We start from the raw sequence: 14,519 nt of genomic DNA on the forward strand, positions 1-14,519 counted from the left end.
GCGACGCCGACGGAATTTAACCTGCCGGCGTCAATCGCACGTCCGCACGAGACCCGTCGGAGCGGTGCTTTCAGCTCGCCAGCGGCAACTCATAGGACTTGATGAATTTCGCCTCTGCCAGGCTCCGAGCCAGGAAGGCCGTGTTCTCGTCCGGGTCGGACGAGGGGTTCTGGAAATTGATGTGGCTGATCTCGATCCCGGCCGTCTCGTTGCCGAGCGACAGGCGGACATAGATGGTCACGCCGCGGGGTTTCAGTTCGAGGTCGAGCACGATTTCCGGCTCGCTGTCCCAATCCAGATTGTAGTTGCCGCCGAGGCCGAAATTGACCGTGCCGGGCAGAAAATAGAGCTCCGCTGCCGATTCGACGAGGTCAGCGAGGCTGGCATAGGACTCGAACCGTAATAGCGCGATGAAATCGGCGGCGTCGATGAGACGCAGTTCGGTCGCCACGGGGCGAATTGCTTCAGCTACGATCTGTTCCCGCTTCTCGGAGAATTCGCACTTTTTCATCGGAGTTATGTCATCCGTTTTGGTTGCGACGCATGCACCCGGTGAATGAGTTCGGCAACAGCCTTGTAAAACACCGGTGGAATCACACTATCGACCGAGACTTGTGCAAACATGGAGCGTGCAAGCGGCGGATCTTCGAAGACCGGAACACCGTTTTTCTCCGCAATTTCACGGATTTTGAGGGCAACCAGGTCCTGGCCCATTGCGACGACCACGGGGGCGTCGCTCTCCTCGCGGACATAACGCAAGGCGACGGCATAGTGGGTCGGGTTGGCGATGACGAGCGTGGCGCGCGGCACAGACGAGATCATGCGCTTGCGCGCCCGGTCGCGCTGCATCGATCGCAGGCGCGATTTGACGATCGGGTCGCCCTGCGCCTGTTTCATTTCCTCCTTCACTTCCTGCTTGGTCATCATCAGTTCGGTGTACCAATGGTGCCGCGACCAGAAGAGGTCGGCGATCGCCAGCACTGCGGTCGACAGCAGAATGACGATCATGATCTCGTTGAGGTCGCTCGCCATCGTCGAGAACATCGTGACCGGATCGGAAAACATCAGGTCGAGCGTGGCGAAATAGTCGTTCCAGAGCACCAGAACGACGACGACCGACACGATGATGATCTTGAACAGGGACTTGCCGAATTCGACCAGGCCCTGGATGCCGAAGATCCGCTTGAGCCCCGCCATCGGCGAAACCCGATTGAGCTTTGGCTGGATGCGGTCGAGAACCGGCACGGGCAGGTTCTGGAAGATGGAGGCGCCGACGCCGAAGACGATGAGCAGGACGAAAGCCGGGACAACCAGGGCTGTCGATTTCCAGATGAGATGGGTGATCAGTGCCACGACGTCGGTGGCGTTTTCCAGCCGCCAGGCCTCCGGTTGCTCGAAGATATCCTTGAGCGCCTCGGTGAGGGTGGCGACGCCGTCGGTCAGGAAGAAGACGAAGAAGATGTAGATCGCGAGCGTCGATGCGAACATCGTGGCTTCACGAGAAAAGGGAACGTTACCCTTTTCGGCGGCGTCGGAGATCTTCTTCTCTGACGGGGCTTCTGTTTTGCTGTCTTTATCCTGATCGTCCGACATGAGACAGGACGGCTCCCGGTTCCTCTACAGCGACGCGCGTCCGGCGGACATACGCCCTGCATTGCGCCTCCTGTAGTGGACCGAGCGCGGGAACCAGGCAAGAGTTGAGCCCCGGCATTCGCCGGGGCTCAACAGAAATTACCCTTTGGGGAGCGGTAGCCCGGCCGCTTTGTGCGGCTCGTCAGACGGAGGCAGGCCTCAGGCCGCCTGCACGTCCTTTTCCTTGAGTTCGAGCTGTCCGTTCGCAGCCAACCTGATGGCTTCCTGCGTGATCGAGCGGCGTGCGATGGCGATATCGCGCGGATTGATGCCGGCATCGCCCATGGCGAGATCGGACTCGATCATGCGGCGCTGGCGCGCGCCGATCGAGGCGAGTACCGATTCGCGCAGTTCCGACGTCGAGCCGCGCAGCGCCATCGTGATGATGTCGGTCGACACGTCGTTGAAGAGCTGAACGCGGCTGCGCTGCGGCATGTAGAGCACGTCGTCGAAGAGGAAGATCTTCGGGCGTACCTTGTTGGCGGAGGCGGTGCTGAGCGATTCGAGCGAGGCGAGCAGCGTATCGACCTGCGGCTTGTCGAGTTCGTTCATCACTTCGGCGATCTTGGCCGGGCCCGCCGAATTGCGTTCCGCTTCCATCTCGCCGATCATTTCCATGACGCGGTTTTCGATGATCGCAGCGGCCTTCGGGTTGACGTCCTTCATGTTGACGGCGCGCTTCAGGATGTCCGGGCGCTGTTCTTCCGACAGCTGCAGCAGCACCTTGGCGCCGAAGCTGGAAGGCATCATCGACAGCACGTAAGCGATCGTCTGCGCATGTTCCTTGGCAAGCTGGACGGAAACGGCAACCGGGTCGCACTCCTGCAGGCGATCCCAGATGTTGGCTTCGTAGGACTGGAAGGTGGCGCGTCGGCCGAGCAGGCCATCGACTTCGTCCGGCGTCAGGCCTTCTTCGAGAATGCTCTCGATCGCCTTGGCGTTGTCCATGAGGCCGGCACCCTCGGTGAAGAGGTCTTCGAACTCGTTGACGAGCGCTTCGAGCTCATGCGGCGGAATGGCGCGCAGCGACTGCGCCGAGGCGATGATCGACTGCAGCTCGCTCTGGGTGAAGAACTTCAACAGCTTGCTGGCGACGCCCTTGCCCATGGCAAGCAGAACGGCCGCTGCCTTGTCCGTCTGGCTGAGCGGCCTTGATAGCGCCTGAGCCTCGAAACTTTCGAAATCCATCATGGATTCATCCTTCGCCCAATCATTGGGCCCTACGACTTCTTATTGCCCTTGATCTCGATGAGTTTGACGCCGAAGCGGGTATCGTCGCCTTCGAGAACGGTAATTTCGCCACGGCCGATCACGCGACCGTTGACCATGATCTCCACCGGCTCGCCGATGCGGCGATCCAGCGCGATCGTTGCGCCTTCGCTGAGGTTCATGAGGCCCGAAACCTGCATCCGGCTCGATCCGAGCACGATCTGGACGTCGATCGGAATGTCCATGATCAGGTCGAGATTGGCGTTCATGCCGCTGCCGGGCGGTGTATCGACGGCCACATCAGCGCTGTCGAAGGACGTCGCGGCAAAATCCGTGCCGCCGAAGTCGCTCGTCGCGGCCGCGCCGCCGAGATCGGCGCCGAAGTCGCTGGAGCCGAAATCGCCGCCGAATGCGTCGAGGCCGCCAGCGGCCGGTGCGCTAAAATCACTGCCGAAATCGGTCGTGCCAAGCGTTTCGGCACCGAATTCGGAGCCGAAAGCATCAGGCGTGTCGGAATCCTGCTTCAGGACACCGCGCAGGTCATTGATCGCCTGGTCGAGTTCCATGTCTCCGACAGCGACTTCGGCCTGTTCGTTGATGGGTGCTTTTTTGGGTGCCATGTGAGAACTATTCCAGTTGAAGCTTGCCTCAGGCATGCTGCGAGCGCGCGGCAGGCCGATTTAACTCATGATGTGGCGAAGGATGTCCTGTTCGGATCCGTGCGTATCCTTGACCCGAACCGTATATTTCGATCCGGCGCGCCCGAATTCGCAGACATAGAGGTCGCGGCCATTGGCATTGACGTCGACGCGAACGTCCTGGGCGTCGAGGAAGGGAATGACGTCGCCCGGTTGCAGGCGGCTGATCGTGTCGAGCGTCAGACTTTCGAGCCGGATGCGCGCCTCGATCGTCACCGCGGAACGGCGAACCTGTTCTTCCAGTTGTTCGGTCCACTCGGCCTTCGCCTTGCGCTGCTGTCCGCTTCCTTTGGGGAAGACGATCGTTGTCTTCAGAAGCACGCTTTGCGGAACGATGATCGAGAAGGTGGAAAGCACGGGGCCGAAGCCGATCGTCATGTCGATGGCGCCGGCGTGAACGTCCTCGATCATCGGATCGGGCTTGGGGCGCGCCACGCTGTTGAGCGGGCGTTCGACGATCGGCTCGAAACCGCCGGGGGCATTGACGGCGGTCCTGAGCACATCGGCGATCTTCTCGAACAGCGGCACGGCCACGTCGATCTCGATCTGGGAGAGCGCGCGCGGCTGCGGCTCTTCGATGCCGGCGGGCTCGGCGCCGAGCAGCGCCTCCACCAGAGCGATGATGATCGGGCTGTCGCAGCCGATCTGAAAGTCCGTGCACCAGTTACGCAGCGAAACCTCGCTGATGAGCACGCCGGTGCCCATCGACGAGATCAATTCGCGGCGCATGCCTGTCCGATGGCCGGCATAGCCGATGGTGATGTCGAGACCCGTCTCCGCTCGGCAGATATCTGGCAGGAATTCGCCGAAGACCTGGCCGAGTTCGAGGGCCAGTCGGCCGATCACCCGGTCGTCGCCGAGCGCGCCGGTCATGCGCGCCAGAAGTTTACGGTCGAATGCGTGAACGTTGGAGGTCATCAGATCAAGCCGCCTTGCTTTCGCCGCCGCCACCGGGGTTCATCATTTCCTGCTCGACTGCGTCGATCGACGGACGCTCGTAGGCCGAGATGGTCTTGCGGCCATATTCGAGAGCAACCTGCGGAACCGAACCGTTCATGTAGGCAAGCAGCGTCTGCTTGACGATGATGTAGAGGCGGTTCTGCTTTTCGCGCACCGATTTGACGTTGGCGACCAGCGGCGCGACGATCGAATAGGAGAGAAACACGCCGAGCAGGGTGCCGACGAGGGCGGCCGCGATCTTGGCGCCCAGAACTTCCGGCGCCTCGCTGATAGCACCCATCGCCTTGATGACGCCGAGAACGGCTGCGACGATACCGATCGCCGGGAAGGCGTCGCCCATCGTGTTCAGCGCGTGATAGCACTTCATCTTGTCGTGGGTGATGGTCTGGATTTCCTCGTCCATCAGCGCTTCGATCTCGTGCGAACGGGCGTTGCCGATGATGATCAGGCGCACGTAATCGCAGATGAAAGCGGTCAGTTCCTTGTTCTTCAGAACCGTCGGGGCCGACTGGAAGATCGAAGATTCCTCGGGGTTGTCGATGTGGCTTTCGATCTCGTTGCGCGACTTGGTGCGCAGGTCGCGCATCAGCGAATAGAGAACGCCGAGCGTGTCGAGATATTCGCGCTCTTTCGGCACCTTGTGGCGAAAGGCTTCGCCGAGCGCCTTGCCGGTATCCTTCACCACCTTCATGGAGTTGGCCATGATGAAACCGCCGACGCCGGCGCCACCGATGATCAACAGTTCGAAGGGCTGGTTGAGGACTTCCATGTGGCCGCCCATCGCCAGATAGCCGCCGAGGATACAGCCGAACGTCACAAGAAGCCCGATGATGATATTCATTTTCGATACCTGCCGCGATCTTATTTTCCGCTAACGGGATACGGTTTCATCCTTGCGTGAGGCTGGCCGGTCCTGGCGACAAGGCCACCTGGCGGAACAGGTTCGCGCAAGGCTGTCCGGTCAGGATTTGTCAGGGCAGGCTCAGGGGCTGCCTGTCTCATTCCGGCAGGGGCGGAGCGATCGTGACCACGACCTATACGAGCTACAAGCTGATTACGGCCGACTTGACGAAGTCGCTGGCCCGCGTTGCCGAGCAGCCGGATGTGGCGCGCGAGACCGCGTACTATCTGTCGAAGATCGGCGACGTCAAAACGATCGACGACTTCTTTGCCGATACCCGCCTCTACAATTACGCGATGAAGGCGCATGGCCTGGAAGACATGGCCTATGCCAAGGCCTTCATGCGCAAGGTGCTGACCGAAGGCGTCGACAACGAAGATGCCTTTGCCAACAAGCTGACCGACAACCGTTACAAGCAGCTCGTCGAATCGCTGAATTTTGCCGCCCACGGCGCGGCCGCCACATCCTTCGACCGTGCGCAGAAGGGCGTCGCAGAAAAATACACGCGCCAGACCTTGGAACAGGACGCAGGCGAAGAGAATGCCGGCGTCAGGCTTGCCCTTTATTTTTCGCGCATGGCGCCGACGATCAACAGCGGCTACGCCATCATCGCCGATGAGGCGATTGCCCAGGTGGTGCGCACGGCGCTGCAGCTGCCCGACGAATTCGCAGCGACCAATGTCGATCGCCAGGCCGAGACCTATGAACAGGCGCTCGATTTCAAGGACTTCCAGGACCCGACCAAGGTAGCCGAGTTTCTCGACCGGTTCACCGCGCTCTGGGAAACCAAAAATTCAACGGACGGTTATGATCCGCTCGCGGTCTTCGGCTCATCGAGCGGCTACGGCATTTCTTCCGATCTTCTCCTGTCCATCAACAGCCTGAAACTCGGGGGAAACTGAGCGTGCAAACCGGTCTCTACGTCGCGATTTCGTCGCAGATGGCGCTTGAAAAGCGCCTCAATACGCTTGCCGACAACATCGCGAACGCCAACACCGTCGGCTTCCGCGGCACCGAGGTGAAGTTCAACGAGATGCTCGGCGACACCAAGCCGACCAAGGTTGCCTATGTCAACAAGGGCGAGGAGTTCCTGAACACCAGCAACGGTTCGCTGACGCGCACCGGCTCGGCGCTCGACTTCGCCGTCAAGGGCGATGCCTGGTTCCAAATCGAGACGCCCGCCGGCCCGGCGCTGACGCGCGACGGGCGGTTCACGCTGACGGATACCGGCGAACTCGTCACCATTCGCGGCTATCCGGTTCTCGACGCCGGCGGCGCGCCGATCCAGCTCAACGGCAACGGCGGCGACATCACCGTCGGCGCCGATGGTGCGCTTCACCAGAACGGTGTCGCGGTCGCCTCGCTCGGCCTTTACGAGGCCGATTTCAGTAAGGGTTTCATCCGTCTCGACAACAGCGCCGTCCAGCCGGCGGCACAGGTCGAGCCGGTCGTCGACCGTTTCGATGTCGGCGTCATGCAGGGCTTCCTCGAGGAGTCCAACGTCAATGCCATTCAGGAAATGTCGCAGCTGATCATGGTCACCCGCGCCTTCGACAACATCACCGCCCTGCTGCGCGACAGCGAAGGATCGCTCGAAGAAGCGGTCAAGACGCTTGGCGGCAGCCGCTAATCTGTGACGGACATCGGCATGCAAAGCGAAGGCCAGAAAACGAGCACGGGATCGACATCTCTGGCGGCACTTGCCGGCCTGGTCGAACGCTATGCCAAACCCGAATTCTCGATCGCGCCCGGCGGTCACGTCCAGACGATCTCGCCTGGCCACTACACGGTGACTGGCCTGTCGCGGCATGTCCGGCTCGGCGATTTCGTCGCCCACAAGAGCGTCACCGGAACCCATCTCGGCGAGGTCGTTCGGGTCGAGCCGGAGCGGGTGGTCGTCTGCCCGATCGAGCCCGGCGATCCGATCGGCATCCACGACACGGTCATTCGCAAGGGCGCCTTCCGTGTCGCGCCGACCGACCAATGGTGCGGCCGCGCGATCAATGCGCTCGGTGAGCCGATCGATGGTCTCGGACCTCTCCAGCAGGGCGACGTGCGCCGCTCGATCACCAACACCGCGCCGCCGTCGATGACACGCAAGCGAGTCGAAAAGGGCTTCCTGACCGGCGTGCGCGCGATCGACATTTTTTCGCCGCTCTGCCTTGGCCAGCGTCTCGGCATCTTTGCCGGTTCGGGCGTCGGTAAGTCGACGCTGCTCTCCATGCTGGCGCGCGCCGATGCCTTCGACAAGGTGGTGATCGCGCTGGTCGGCGAACGTGGCCGCGAAGTGCGCGAATTCATCGAGGATACGCTGGGCGATAATCTGGCGAAGTCCGTCGCGGTCGTCGCGACCAGCGACGAAAGCCCGATGCTGCGCAAGATGGCGCCGCTGACCGCCGTCACCATCGCCGAGCATTATCGTGACAACGGCGACAATGTTCTTCTGATTGTCGACAGCGTCACCCGCTTCGCCCACGCGATCCGCGAGGTCGCAACCGCGTCCGGCGAGCCGCCGATCGCGCGCGGCTATCCGGCCTCGGTCTTCACCGAACTGCCGCGCCTTCTGGAGCGCGCCGGCCCCGGCACCGAAGGCGCCGGCACGATCACGGCGATCATCTCCATCCTGGTCGACGGCGACAACCACAACGATCCGGTCGCCGACTCGACGCGCGGTATCCTCGATGGGCACATCGTGCTCGAGCGCAGTCTTGCGGAGGAGGGGCGGTATCCGCCGATCAATCCGCTCGCCTCTATCTCGCGCCTGGCGCGCAAGGCCTGGACCCCCGACCAGGAGAAGCTGGTCTCACGCCTGAAGGCGCTGATCCACCGCTTCGAAGAGACCCGCGACCTTCGCCTGATCGGCGGCTATCGCCCGGGTGGCGATCCGGATCTCGACATGGCGATCAAGCAGGTGCCGGTCATCTACGAGGTACTGACGCAGACCGCCGGTGAGCGCCCGGCGCAGGATGCCTTTTCCGACCTCGCCAACGCGCTGAAGGCGGCGGCGATGGGCAATCAGCCGGGTGCGAGAGCGAGGTGATGACCATGACCGATTATGATGCGGACGAGATGGTGCATCAGCGCAAGCGCAGCCGCATGCCGATGACCGACAAGTTCCTGGCCGCGACCGGCGTGGCGCTTGCCGCGTTCGCGACCTTCTTTCCCTGGTATGCCTTCTTCCACCAGGACAAGTTCACCATGCCGCCTTTGTGGCAGGGCTCTACCCGTGATCTGCCGGAACGCGCCGCGCGCAACGTCGTCTCGGTTTCTCCGCTCGCCATGCCCGACGCGGACGGCGACACCGTGGCCGCCATCGACCAGTTGACGACGGCGACCGTGCCGGGCATCGGCGCTGGTCCGGGACCGGAAGGTACGGCTGCCGAAGAGGGGCTGTCGCAGCCCTTTCCCGGCAAGTCCGGCTTCAAGCTGATGCATGTCGCCAACGGCCGGGCGCTGATCGAGGATGCCAGCGGCATGTATATCGTGCGCATCGGCTCGGTTCTGCCCGACAACACGCGTCTTGCCACGCTCGAGCAGCGGGATGGCCACTGGGTGATGATCACCTCGTCCGGCGAAATGTACCAGGCCAACTGACGTAGACCCGCATTCCTTGCCCGTGACCGCCGCGCCATCTCTGACGGATGACGCGGCTTTCCGTCTTTTGCAGGCAATCTCCGGCAGCAGAGGCCCCGATCCCTTGGGCATCGCTTTCCGACGAAAGTCCCACGCAAGATTACCGGCCTAGGTTCGCATCACCAAGCATGGAGCTTTTGATGCAACCGATTCAGCTTTTCGAACTCGCGTCCCGGCAGGCCCAGTGGCTGACCGTTCGCCAGAACGTGGTGGCCGGCAACATCGCCAATGCGAACACGCCGCACTACAAGGCCAAGGACGTCAAGCCGTTCGAAAGCGTGCTGCAGGACGCCGGCATCCAGATGGCGGCGACCAACAAGATGCACTTCACGGACGGCCTCGCAGCCTCTCAGGTGGCTGAAGTCGGCATGGTCGACGGTGTGCAGATCCAGCAATCCGGCAACAGCGTCGCGATCGAGCAGGAAATGATGAAGACCGGCGAAATCAAGCGCGACTACGAGCTCTCCGCCGGCCTTGTGAAGGCCTTTCACCGAATGATGCTAATGGCGGTACGGAAGTAAGAACCATGGATCCATTGACCTCGGCCCTCAAGGTATCGGCCTCCGGCCTGCAGGCGGAATCGACCCGCCTGCGCATCGTCTCCGAAAACATCGCCAACGCCCGCTCCACCGGCGATACGCCGGGCGCGGATCCCTATCGCCGCAAGACCATCAGCTTTGCTGCCGAAGTGGACCGCGCAAGCGGCGCCTCGCTGGTCGAGATCGAGCGGCAGGGCACGGACGATTCGGATTTCAACATCGAGTTCGATCCGGGCAATCCGGCCGCCAACGAAAAGGGCATGGTCAAGTTGCCGAACGTCAACATCCTGGTGGAGATGGCCGATATGCGCGAAGCCAACCGCGCCTATGAGGCGAACCTCCAGACCATCAAGCAGTCCCGCGACCTGATTTCCCAGACAATCGACCTGTTGAGAGCCTCGCAATAATGATCGATGCAGTTAAATCCCTCGGCGCGTTCTCGGTCACCAAAGAGACCGACGGCACCCACTCCACGTCATCCTCGTCGTCGATCTTCGGCATGCCGGCCGCCACCCAGGGCGTGCCGCAGGGGCAGAGCTTCGCTTCGGTTCTCGGCGACATGGCGAGCGACGCCATCGGCGCCATGAAGAAGGCCGAAGGCATGTCACTCGACGGCATTCGCGGCCAGGCAAACACCCGTGAGGTCGTCGATGCGGTGATGAGCGCCGAACAGTCGCTGCAGACCGCGATCGCGATCCGTGACAAGGTGGTCACCGCCTACCTCGAAATCGCGCGCATGCAGATCTGAAGGAACGAGACATGAAGGCCCTTTCCATTGCCGCCACCGGCATGAACGCCCAGCAGCTGAACCTCGAAGTCATCGCGAACAACATCGCGAACATCAACACGACGGGTTACAAGCGTGCGCGCGCCGAGTTCTCCGATCTGCTTTATCAAACCGAACGCGCCCAGGGCGTGCCGAACCGCTCCAACCAGGCGATCGTTCCGGAAGGCGCGATCATCGGTCTCGGCGTGCAGACGGCGGCCGTACGCAACCTTCACATCCAGGGCAGCATGGTTTCGACCGGCAACGAGTACGACCTGGCGCTGATCGGTCGCGGCTGGTTCCAGGTCGAGACGCCCGATGGCGAGACGGTCTATACCCGTGCCGGCGCCTTCAACAAGAATGCGCAAGGCCAGCTCGTGACGATCGACGGCTACACCGTTGTTCCGGGCATCACCGTTCCGCAGGACGCGACCGACATCGTCTTCACGAGCTCCGGCCAGGTGATGGTGCGCATCGGCAACGACCCCGCCATGCAGGAAATCGGCCAGCTGACGATCGCCAACTTCGTCAACGAGGCGGGCCTCGAGCCGCAGGGCGAAAACCTCTTCAAGCAGACGCCGGCCTCCGGCGACGCGATCGTCGGCACGCCTGCCGATCCGGGCTTCGCGCAGATCAAGCAGAAGTATCTCGAAGCGTCCAACGTCGATCCGGTCAAGGAAATCACCGACCTGATCTCGGCGCAGCGCGCCTACGAGATGAACTCCAAGATCATTCAGGCCGCCGATGAAATGGCGGCCACGGTGAGCAAGAACCTCAGGTAACGAAAGAGGGGGCAAACATGACGTTTCGCCGATCCGCAGACATCAAGGCTTCGAAGGCCGGCCGCGCCAGCGCGCGGCGGCTGGCGGCTGGCGCGCTCTTCGCCGCCGCTTTCCTGTTGCCTTCGGCAGGCTATGCGGAACGGCTGACGGCGGTGATCCCCACGCAGACCATCTATCCGGGCGAAACCGTCGATGCGAGCCGCGTCGAAGTCGTCGACGTCACCAACCCTGATCTCGCCGACGGCTACATCAGAACCCTGGGCGAGATCGACGGCAAGGTCACCAAGCGCACGCTTCTTCCCGGCCGGGTGATCCTCGCGAGCGCGCTTCGCGAGCAATATGCCGTCGAGCGCGGTTCGACCGTGCGCCTCGTCTTCAGCAATGGCGGCCTGACCATCAGCGCTGCCGGATCGCCGCTCCAGGACGCCGCCGTCGGCGAACTGATCCGGGCGCGCAACATCGATACCGGCGTCATCGTTTCCGGAACGGTGATGGCCGACGGCACTGTCCATGTGGTGGCGAAATGAAAATGCTTGCATGCAAATGGTTCCTGTCGCTGGCTGTCGCGTTCTCCATGGCGCTGACGCCCGCCTTCGGCGCATCCAGGATCAAGGACGTCGCCTCGCTTCAGGCGGGCCGTGACAACCAGCTTATCGGATACGGCCTCGTCGTCGGCCTGCAGGGTACGGGCGACAGCCTGCGCTCGTCGCCGTTCACCGACCAGTCGATCCGCGCGATGCTGCAAAATCTCGGCATCTCCACCCAGGGCGGCGAGTCCCGGACGCGCAACGTCGCGGCCGTGCTGGTGACGGCGAACCTGCCGCCCTTCGCCAGCCCCGGCAGCCGCGTCGACGTGACCGTCGGCTCGCTCGGCGACAGCACGTCGCTGCGCGGCGGCACGCTGGTCATGACCTCGCTTTCGGGTGCGGACGGCCAGATCTATGCGGTCGCGCAAGGCTCCGTCGTCGTCACCGGCTTCAACGCGCAGGGCGACGCCGCAACCCTCAACCAGGGTGTCACGACGTCCGGTCGCGTGCCGAACGGCGCCATCATCGAGCGCGAGCTGCCGTCGAAGTTCAAGGACGGCTTCAACCTCGTGCTGCAGCTGCGCAATCCTGATTTCTCGACCGCCGTCGGCATGGCCGCAGCGATCAACAAATACGCGGCCCAGCAATATGGCGGCCGCATTGCGGAAGCGCGCGACAGCCAGGCCGTTCTCGTCGAAAAGCCGAAGATGGCGGACCTCGCGCGGCTGATGGCCGACATCGAAAACATCGTCATCGAGACCGACGTGCCTGCGCGCGTCGTCATCAACGAACGCACCGGCACGATCGTCATCGGCCAGGATGTCCGGGTCAACGAGGTGGCGGTCAGCTACGGAACATTGACCGTGGAAGTCAGCGAGACGCCGACAGTGGTGCAGCCGCTGCCCTTCTCGCGCGGGCAGACGGCGATGGAACCGAACACGACGATCAACGCGCAGTCCGACGGCGGCACGGTGGCGATCCTCAACGGTTCGAGCCTTCGCTCGCTCGTCGCCGGACTCAACAACATCGGCGTCAAGCCGGACGGCATCATCGCCATCCTGCAGAGCATCAAGACGGCCGGTGCCCTCCAGGCGGAGCTCGTGCTGCAATGATCGCAAACGACAATCATTCTCTCGGCCGGACCCGCAGGCTGCTGCTCGCCGCGGCGGCTGTCGCGTCCATGCTTTCGATGCCGGGCGCCTTTGCCCAGGACGTCACGGCGCCGCCCGCAAGCGACGCGACCCAGAACGAGATCCAGCAGTTCTGCACCAACATCGCCGACGCCGCGCGCGACCAGCGTTATGTGCTGCAGCGCAAGGATCTCGAAACGCTGCAGGCAAGCATCGACGAGCGCATCGCCACGCTCGAAAAGCGCCGCGAGGAATACGAAGACTGGCTGAACCGCCGCAACGATTTTCTGAAACAGGCGGAACTCAACCTCGTCGGCATCTACAAGACGATGAAGCCGGACGCAGCCGCCGGCAAGCTTGAGATGGTGAGGCCCGAGATTGCCGCCGCCATCGTCATGCAGCTGCCACCGCGCCAGTCATCGCTGATCCTGAGCGAAATGAGCGATGAGAAGGCGGCGATCCTTACCAACATCATCTCGAGCGCCAGCGACCCGAACACCTCGAAGGAACCATCATGAAAACGCGTCTAACGGCTATACTGACCGGGGCCGCCCTCCTTGCGGGATGTCAGAACCAAGCGCTCAACGAAATCGGCCGCGCGCCGTCGATGAGCCCGATCGGCAGCGGTCTGCAATATTCGCAGACGCCGCAGCTCGCCATGTATCCGAAGCAGCCGCGCCAGATGGTGAATGGCTATTCGTTGTGGAACGACCAGCAGGCAGCGCTCTTCAAGGACGCGCGCGCGATCAATGTCGGCGATATCCTGACGGTCGACATCAAGATCAACGAAGGCGCAACCTTCGACAACAAGACGGACCGTAGCCGCAAGAACTCGAGTGGCTTCAACGTCGGCGCCAGCGGCAAGTCTCAGACGAGCGATTTCGGCTGGTCCGGCGACCTGAAATACGGCTCGAATACCAAGACCGAAGGTGACGGCACGACGGAGCGTTCGGAAAAGCTGCGGGTGCTCGTTGCCGCCGTTGTCACCGGCGTTCTCGAAAACGGCAACCTGTTGATCAGCGGTTCGCAGGAAGTGCGCGTCAACCACGAGCTGCGCATCCTGAACGTCGCCGGTATCGTCCGGCCGCGGGACGTCGATGCCGACAACGTCATCTCCTACGACCGCATTGCCGAGGCGCGCATCTCCTATGGCGGCCGTGGTCGCCTGACCGAAGTGCAGCAGCCGCCCTACGGCCAGCAGTTCATGGATCTATTTTCGCCGATCTGATCGGCAGGGAACGGCAAGATGGAAGAACTCGATTCCAACGCTCCGAAGCCGCCGTCGAAGGTGCTGACCATCGCGGCCATCGCCGTGCTGACGCTGGTTGCCGGCGGCGGCGGCTGGCTGGTCGGCGGCCTGCTCGCACCACCGCCTCCGAAGGAGCAGGTGGAAGCAACCAAGGAGCCGGCCGCCAATGCGACCGGCGAAGAAGGCCTGCCGAAGGTAGCGACCGAAGCGAACGGCGTCGTCCAACTCGACCCGATCACCACCAACCTTGCCTATCCCTCTGAAAACTGGATCCGCCTGGAAGTGGCGCTGCAGTTCGACGGTGTGCCTGACCCCAAACTCGCCGAGCAGATCCACCAGGATATCGCCGCCTACCTGAAAACCGTTTCCCTGCAACAAATCCAGGGACCACGCGGCTTTCAATATCTCCGGGATGACATCCAGGAGCGGGTTGACCTGCGCTCCGATGGGCGCGTAACCAATGTGATGTTCAGAACCTTCGTCATCCAATGAT

At 62.5% G+C, this 14,519-nt stretch carries 19 protein-coding genes; 13 read left to right on the forward strand and 6 right to left on the reverse strand.

Translation table 11 applies throughout. The annotated features are described in order from the left end of the window. Nucleotides 1–70: 70 nt before the first annotated feature. From IB279_RS03250 to motA, 6 genes are all read right to left on the reverse strand, one after another. A complete protein-coding gene (locus IB279_RS03250) occupies nt 71–511 on the reverse strand; it encodes a hypothetical protein (RefSeq protein ID WP_043613045.1) in 441 nt (146 codons plus the stop codon). 5 nt (nt 512–516) lie between these two features. Next, entirely contained in the window at nt 517–1,593 is a 1,077-nt protein-coding gene (flhB, locus tag IB279_RS03255; protein WP_034796927.1) for a flagellar biosynthesis protein FlhB, read from the reverse strand. 198 nt (nt 1,594–1,791) lie between these two features. Then, nucleotides 1,792–2,823, reverse strand: coding sequence for a flagellar motor switch protein FliG (gene fliG, locus IB279_RS03260; protein WP_034796925.1), 1,032 nt, complete (start codon nt 2,821–2,823; stop codon nt 1,792–1,794). A 29-nt stretch (nt 2,824–2,852) separates the two neighbouring features. Then, nucleotides 2,853–3,497: a flagellar motor switch protein FliN gene (fliN, locus tag IB279_RS03265; protein ID WP_113187613.1), complete on the reverse strand. Its 645-nt coding sequence runs from the start codon at nt 3,495–3,497 to the stop codon at nt 2,853–2,855. Nucleotides 3,498–3,521: 24 nt separating this feature from the next. Further along, nucleotides 3,522–4,457: a FliM/FliN family flagellar motor switch protein gene (locus tag IB279_RS03270; RefSeq protein ID WP_113187626.1), complete on the reverse strand. Its 936-nt coding sequence runs from the start codon at nt 4,455–4,457 to the stop codon at nt 3,522–3,524. A 4-nt stretch (nt 4,458–4,461) separates the two neighbouring features. Beyond that, complete coding sequence (gene motA / locus IB279_RS03275) at nt 4,462–5,340, reverse strand: flagellar motor stator protein MotA (protein ID WP_034796921.1); 879 nt, start codon at nt 5,338–5,340, stop codon at nt 4,462–4,464. Between the two features lie 182 nt (nt 5,341–5,522). Between motA and IB279_RS03280 the strand changes: the two genes are divergently transcribed. The 13 genes from IB279_RS03280 (at nt 5,523) to IB279_RS03340 (ending at nt 14,518) form a co-directional block, all read left to right on the forward strand. Continuing rightward, the gene (locus tag IB279_RS03280; RefSeq protein WP_034796919.1) at nt 5,523–6,302 is read left to right on the forward strand and encodes a DUF1217 domain-containing protein; all 780 of its coding nucleotides are present in this window, start codon (nt 5,523–5,525) and stop codon (nt 6,300–6,302) included. Between the two features lie 2 nt (nt 6,303–6,304). Beyond that, on the forward strand, nt 6,305–7,030 hold the full coding sequence (flgF, locus tag IB279_RS03285; protein ID WP_034796916.1) for a flagellar basal-body rod protein FlgF: 726 nt from the start codon (nt 6,305–6,307) through the stop codon (nt 7,028–7,030). 18 nt (nt 7,031–7,048) lie between these two features. Continuing rightward, the gene (gene fliI / locus IB279_RS03290) at nt 7,049–8,440 is read left to right on the forward strand and encodes a flagellar protein export ATPase FliI (RefSeq protein ID WP_034797576.1); all 1,392 of its coding nucleotides are present in this window, start codon (nt 7,049–7,051) and stop codon (nt 8,438–8,440) included. Further along, complete coding sequence (locus tag IB279_RS03295) at nt 8,440–8,994, forward strand: hypothetical protein (RefSeq protein ID WP_060581897.1); 555 nt, start codon at nt 8,440–8,442, stop codon at nt 8,992–8,994. The genes fliI and IB279_RS03295 overlap by 1 nt, the downstream gene beginning before the upstream one ends. Nucleotides 8,995–9,173: 179 nt before the next feature. Continuing rightward, entirely contained in the window at nt 9,174–9,554 is a 381-nt protein-coding gene (flgB, locus tag IB279_RS03300) for a flagellar basal body rod protein FlgB (RefSeq protein ID WP_034797574.1), read from the forward strand. A gap of 5 nt (nt 9,555–9,559) precedes the next feature. Beyond that, entirely contained in the window at nt 9,560–9,979 is a 420-nt protein-coding gene (gene flgC, locus IB279_RS03305; RefSeq protein WP_034796910.1) for a flagellar basal body rod protein FlgC, read from the forward strand. After that, nucleotides 9,979–10,320 carry a flagellar hook-basal body complex protein FliE gene (locus IB279_RS03310; protein WP_034796908.1) on the forward strand — a complete coding sequence of 114 codons (342 nt, stop codon included), beginning with the start codon at nt 9,979–9,981 and terminating at the stop codon, nt 10,318–10,320. Before flgC ends, IB279_RS03310 begins: the two co-directional genes overlap by 1 nt. A gap of 11 nt (nt 10,321–10,331) precedes the next feature. Beyond that, complete coding sequence (gene flgG, locus IB279_RS03315; protein WP_034796905.1) at nt 10,332–11,120, forward strand: flagellar basal-body rod protein FlgG; 789 nt, start codon at nt 10,332–10,334, stop codon at nt 11,118–11,120. A gap of 17 nt (nt 11,121–11,137) precedes the next feature. After that, nucleotides 11,138–11,647, forward strand: a complete 510-nt coding sequence (flgA, locus tag IB279_RS03320; RefSeq protein WP_060581898.1) for a flagellar basal body P-ring formation chaperone FlgA — start codon at nt 11,138–11,140, stop codon at nt 11,645–11,647. Then, complete coding sequence (locus IB279_RS03325) at nt 11,644–12,759, forward strand: flagellar basal body P-ring protein FlgI (RefSeq protein WP_043613025.1); 1,116 nt, start codon at nt 11,644–11,646, stop codon at nt 12,757–12,759. The genes flgA and IB279_RS03325 overlap by 4 nt, the downstream gene beginning before the upstream one ends. Next, entirely contained in the window at nt 12,756–13,295 is a 540-nt protein-coding gene (locus IB279_RS03330) for a MotE family protein (protein WP_034796899.1), read from the forward strand. The genes IB279_RS03325 and IB279_RS03330 overlap by 4 nt, the downstream gene beginning before the upstream one ends. Continuing rightward, nucleotides 13,292–14,005 carry a flagellar basal body L-ring protein FlgH gene (gene flgH / locus IB279_RS03335; RefSeq protein WP_034796898.1) on the forward strand — a complete coding sequence of 238 codons (714 nt, stop codon included), beginning with the start codon at nt 13,292–13,294 and terminating at the stop codon, nt 14,003–14,005. The genes IB279_RS03330 and flgH overlap by 4 nt, the downstream gene beginning before the upstream one ends. A gap of 18 nt (nt 14,006–14,023) precedes the next feature. After that, nucleotides 14,024–14,518 (forward strand): flagellar basal body-associated FliL family protein, encoded by a 495-nt coding sequence (locus tag IB279_RS03340; protein ID WP_113187612.1) that lies wholly within the window; start codon nt 14,024–14,026, stop codon nt 14,516–14,518. Nucleotide 14,519: the final 1 nt, after the last annotated feature.

It is taken from the genome of Ensifer sp. ENS06 (assembly GCF_014852205.1).
GTDB lineage: Bacteria > Pseudomonadota > Alphaproteobacteria > Rhizobiales > Rhizobiaceae > Ensifer > Ensifer adhaerens.

Bases quoted from the DNA above. Each gene is read 5' to 3' on its own strand.
- flgB (WP_034797574.1), top strand. From the start codon at position 9,174: ATGCAACCGATTCAGCTTTTCGAACTCGCGTCCCGGCAGGCCCAGTGG.
- flgC (WP_034796910.1), top strand. From the start codon at position 9,560: ATGGATCCATTGACCTCGGCCCTCAAGGTATCGGCCTCCGGCCTGCAG.
- IB279_RS03310 (WP_034796908.1), top strand. From the start codon at position 9,979: ATGATCGATGCAGTTAAATCCCTCGGCGCGTTCTCGGTCACCAAAGAG.
- flgH (WP_034796898.1), top strand. From the start codon at position 13,292: ATGAAAACGCGTCTAACGGCTATACTGACCGGGGCCGCCCTCCTTGCG.
- IB279_RS03295 (WP_060581897.1), top strand. From the start codon at position 8,440: ATGACCATGACCGATTATGATGCGGACGAGATGGTGCATCAGCGCAAG.
- IB279_RS03330 (WP_034796899.1), top strand. From the start codon at position 12,756: ATGATCGCAAACGACAATCATTCTCTCGGCCGGACCCGCAGGCTGCTG.
- fliN (WP_113187613.1), bottom strand. From the start codon at position 3,497: ATGCCTGAGGCAAGCTTCAACTGGAATAGTTCTCACATGGCACCCAAA.
- IB279_RS03340 (WP_113187612.1), top strand. From the start codon at position 14,024: ATGGAAGAACTCGATTCCAACGCTCCGAAGCCGCCGTCGAAGGTGCTG.
- motA (WP_034796921.1), bottom strand. From the start codon at position 5,340: ATGAATATCATCATCGGGCTTCTTGTGACGTTCGGCTGTATCCTCGGC.
- fliI (WP_034797576.1), top strand. From the start codon at position 7,049: ATGCAAAGCGAAGGCCAGAAAACGAGCACGGGATCGACATCTCTGGCG.
- fliG (WP_034796925.1), bottom strand. From the start codon at position 2,823: ATGATGGATTTCGAAAGTTTCGAGGCTCAGGCGCTATCAAGGCCGCTC.
- flgG (WP_034796905.1), top strand. From the start codon at position 10,332: ATGAAGGCCCTTTCCATTGCCGCCACCGGCATGAACGCCCAGCAGCTG.
- IB279_RS03250 (WP_043613045.1), bottom strand. From the start codon at position 511: ATGAAAAAGTGCGAATTCTCCGAGAAGCGGGAACAGATCGTAGCTGAA.
- flgA (WP_060581898.1), top strand. From the start codon at position 11,138: ATGACGTTTCGCCGATCCGCAGACATCAAGGCTTCGAAGGCCGGCCGC.
- IB279_RS03325 (WP_043613025.1), top strand. From the start codon at position 11,644: ATGAAAATGCTTGCATGCAAATGGTTCCTGTCGCTGGCTGTCGCGTTC.
- IB279_RS03270 (WP_113187626.1), bottom strand. From the start codon at position 4,457: ATGACCTCCAACGTTCACGCATTCGACCGTAAACTTCTGGCGCGCATG.
- flhB (WP_034796927.1), bottom strand. From the start codon at position 1,593: ATGTCGGACGATCAGGATAAAGACAGCAAAACAGAAGCCCCGTCAGAG.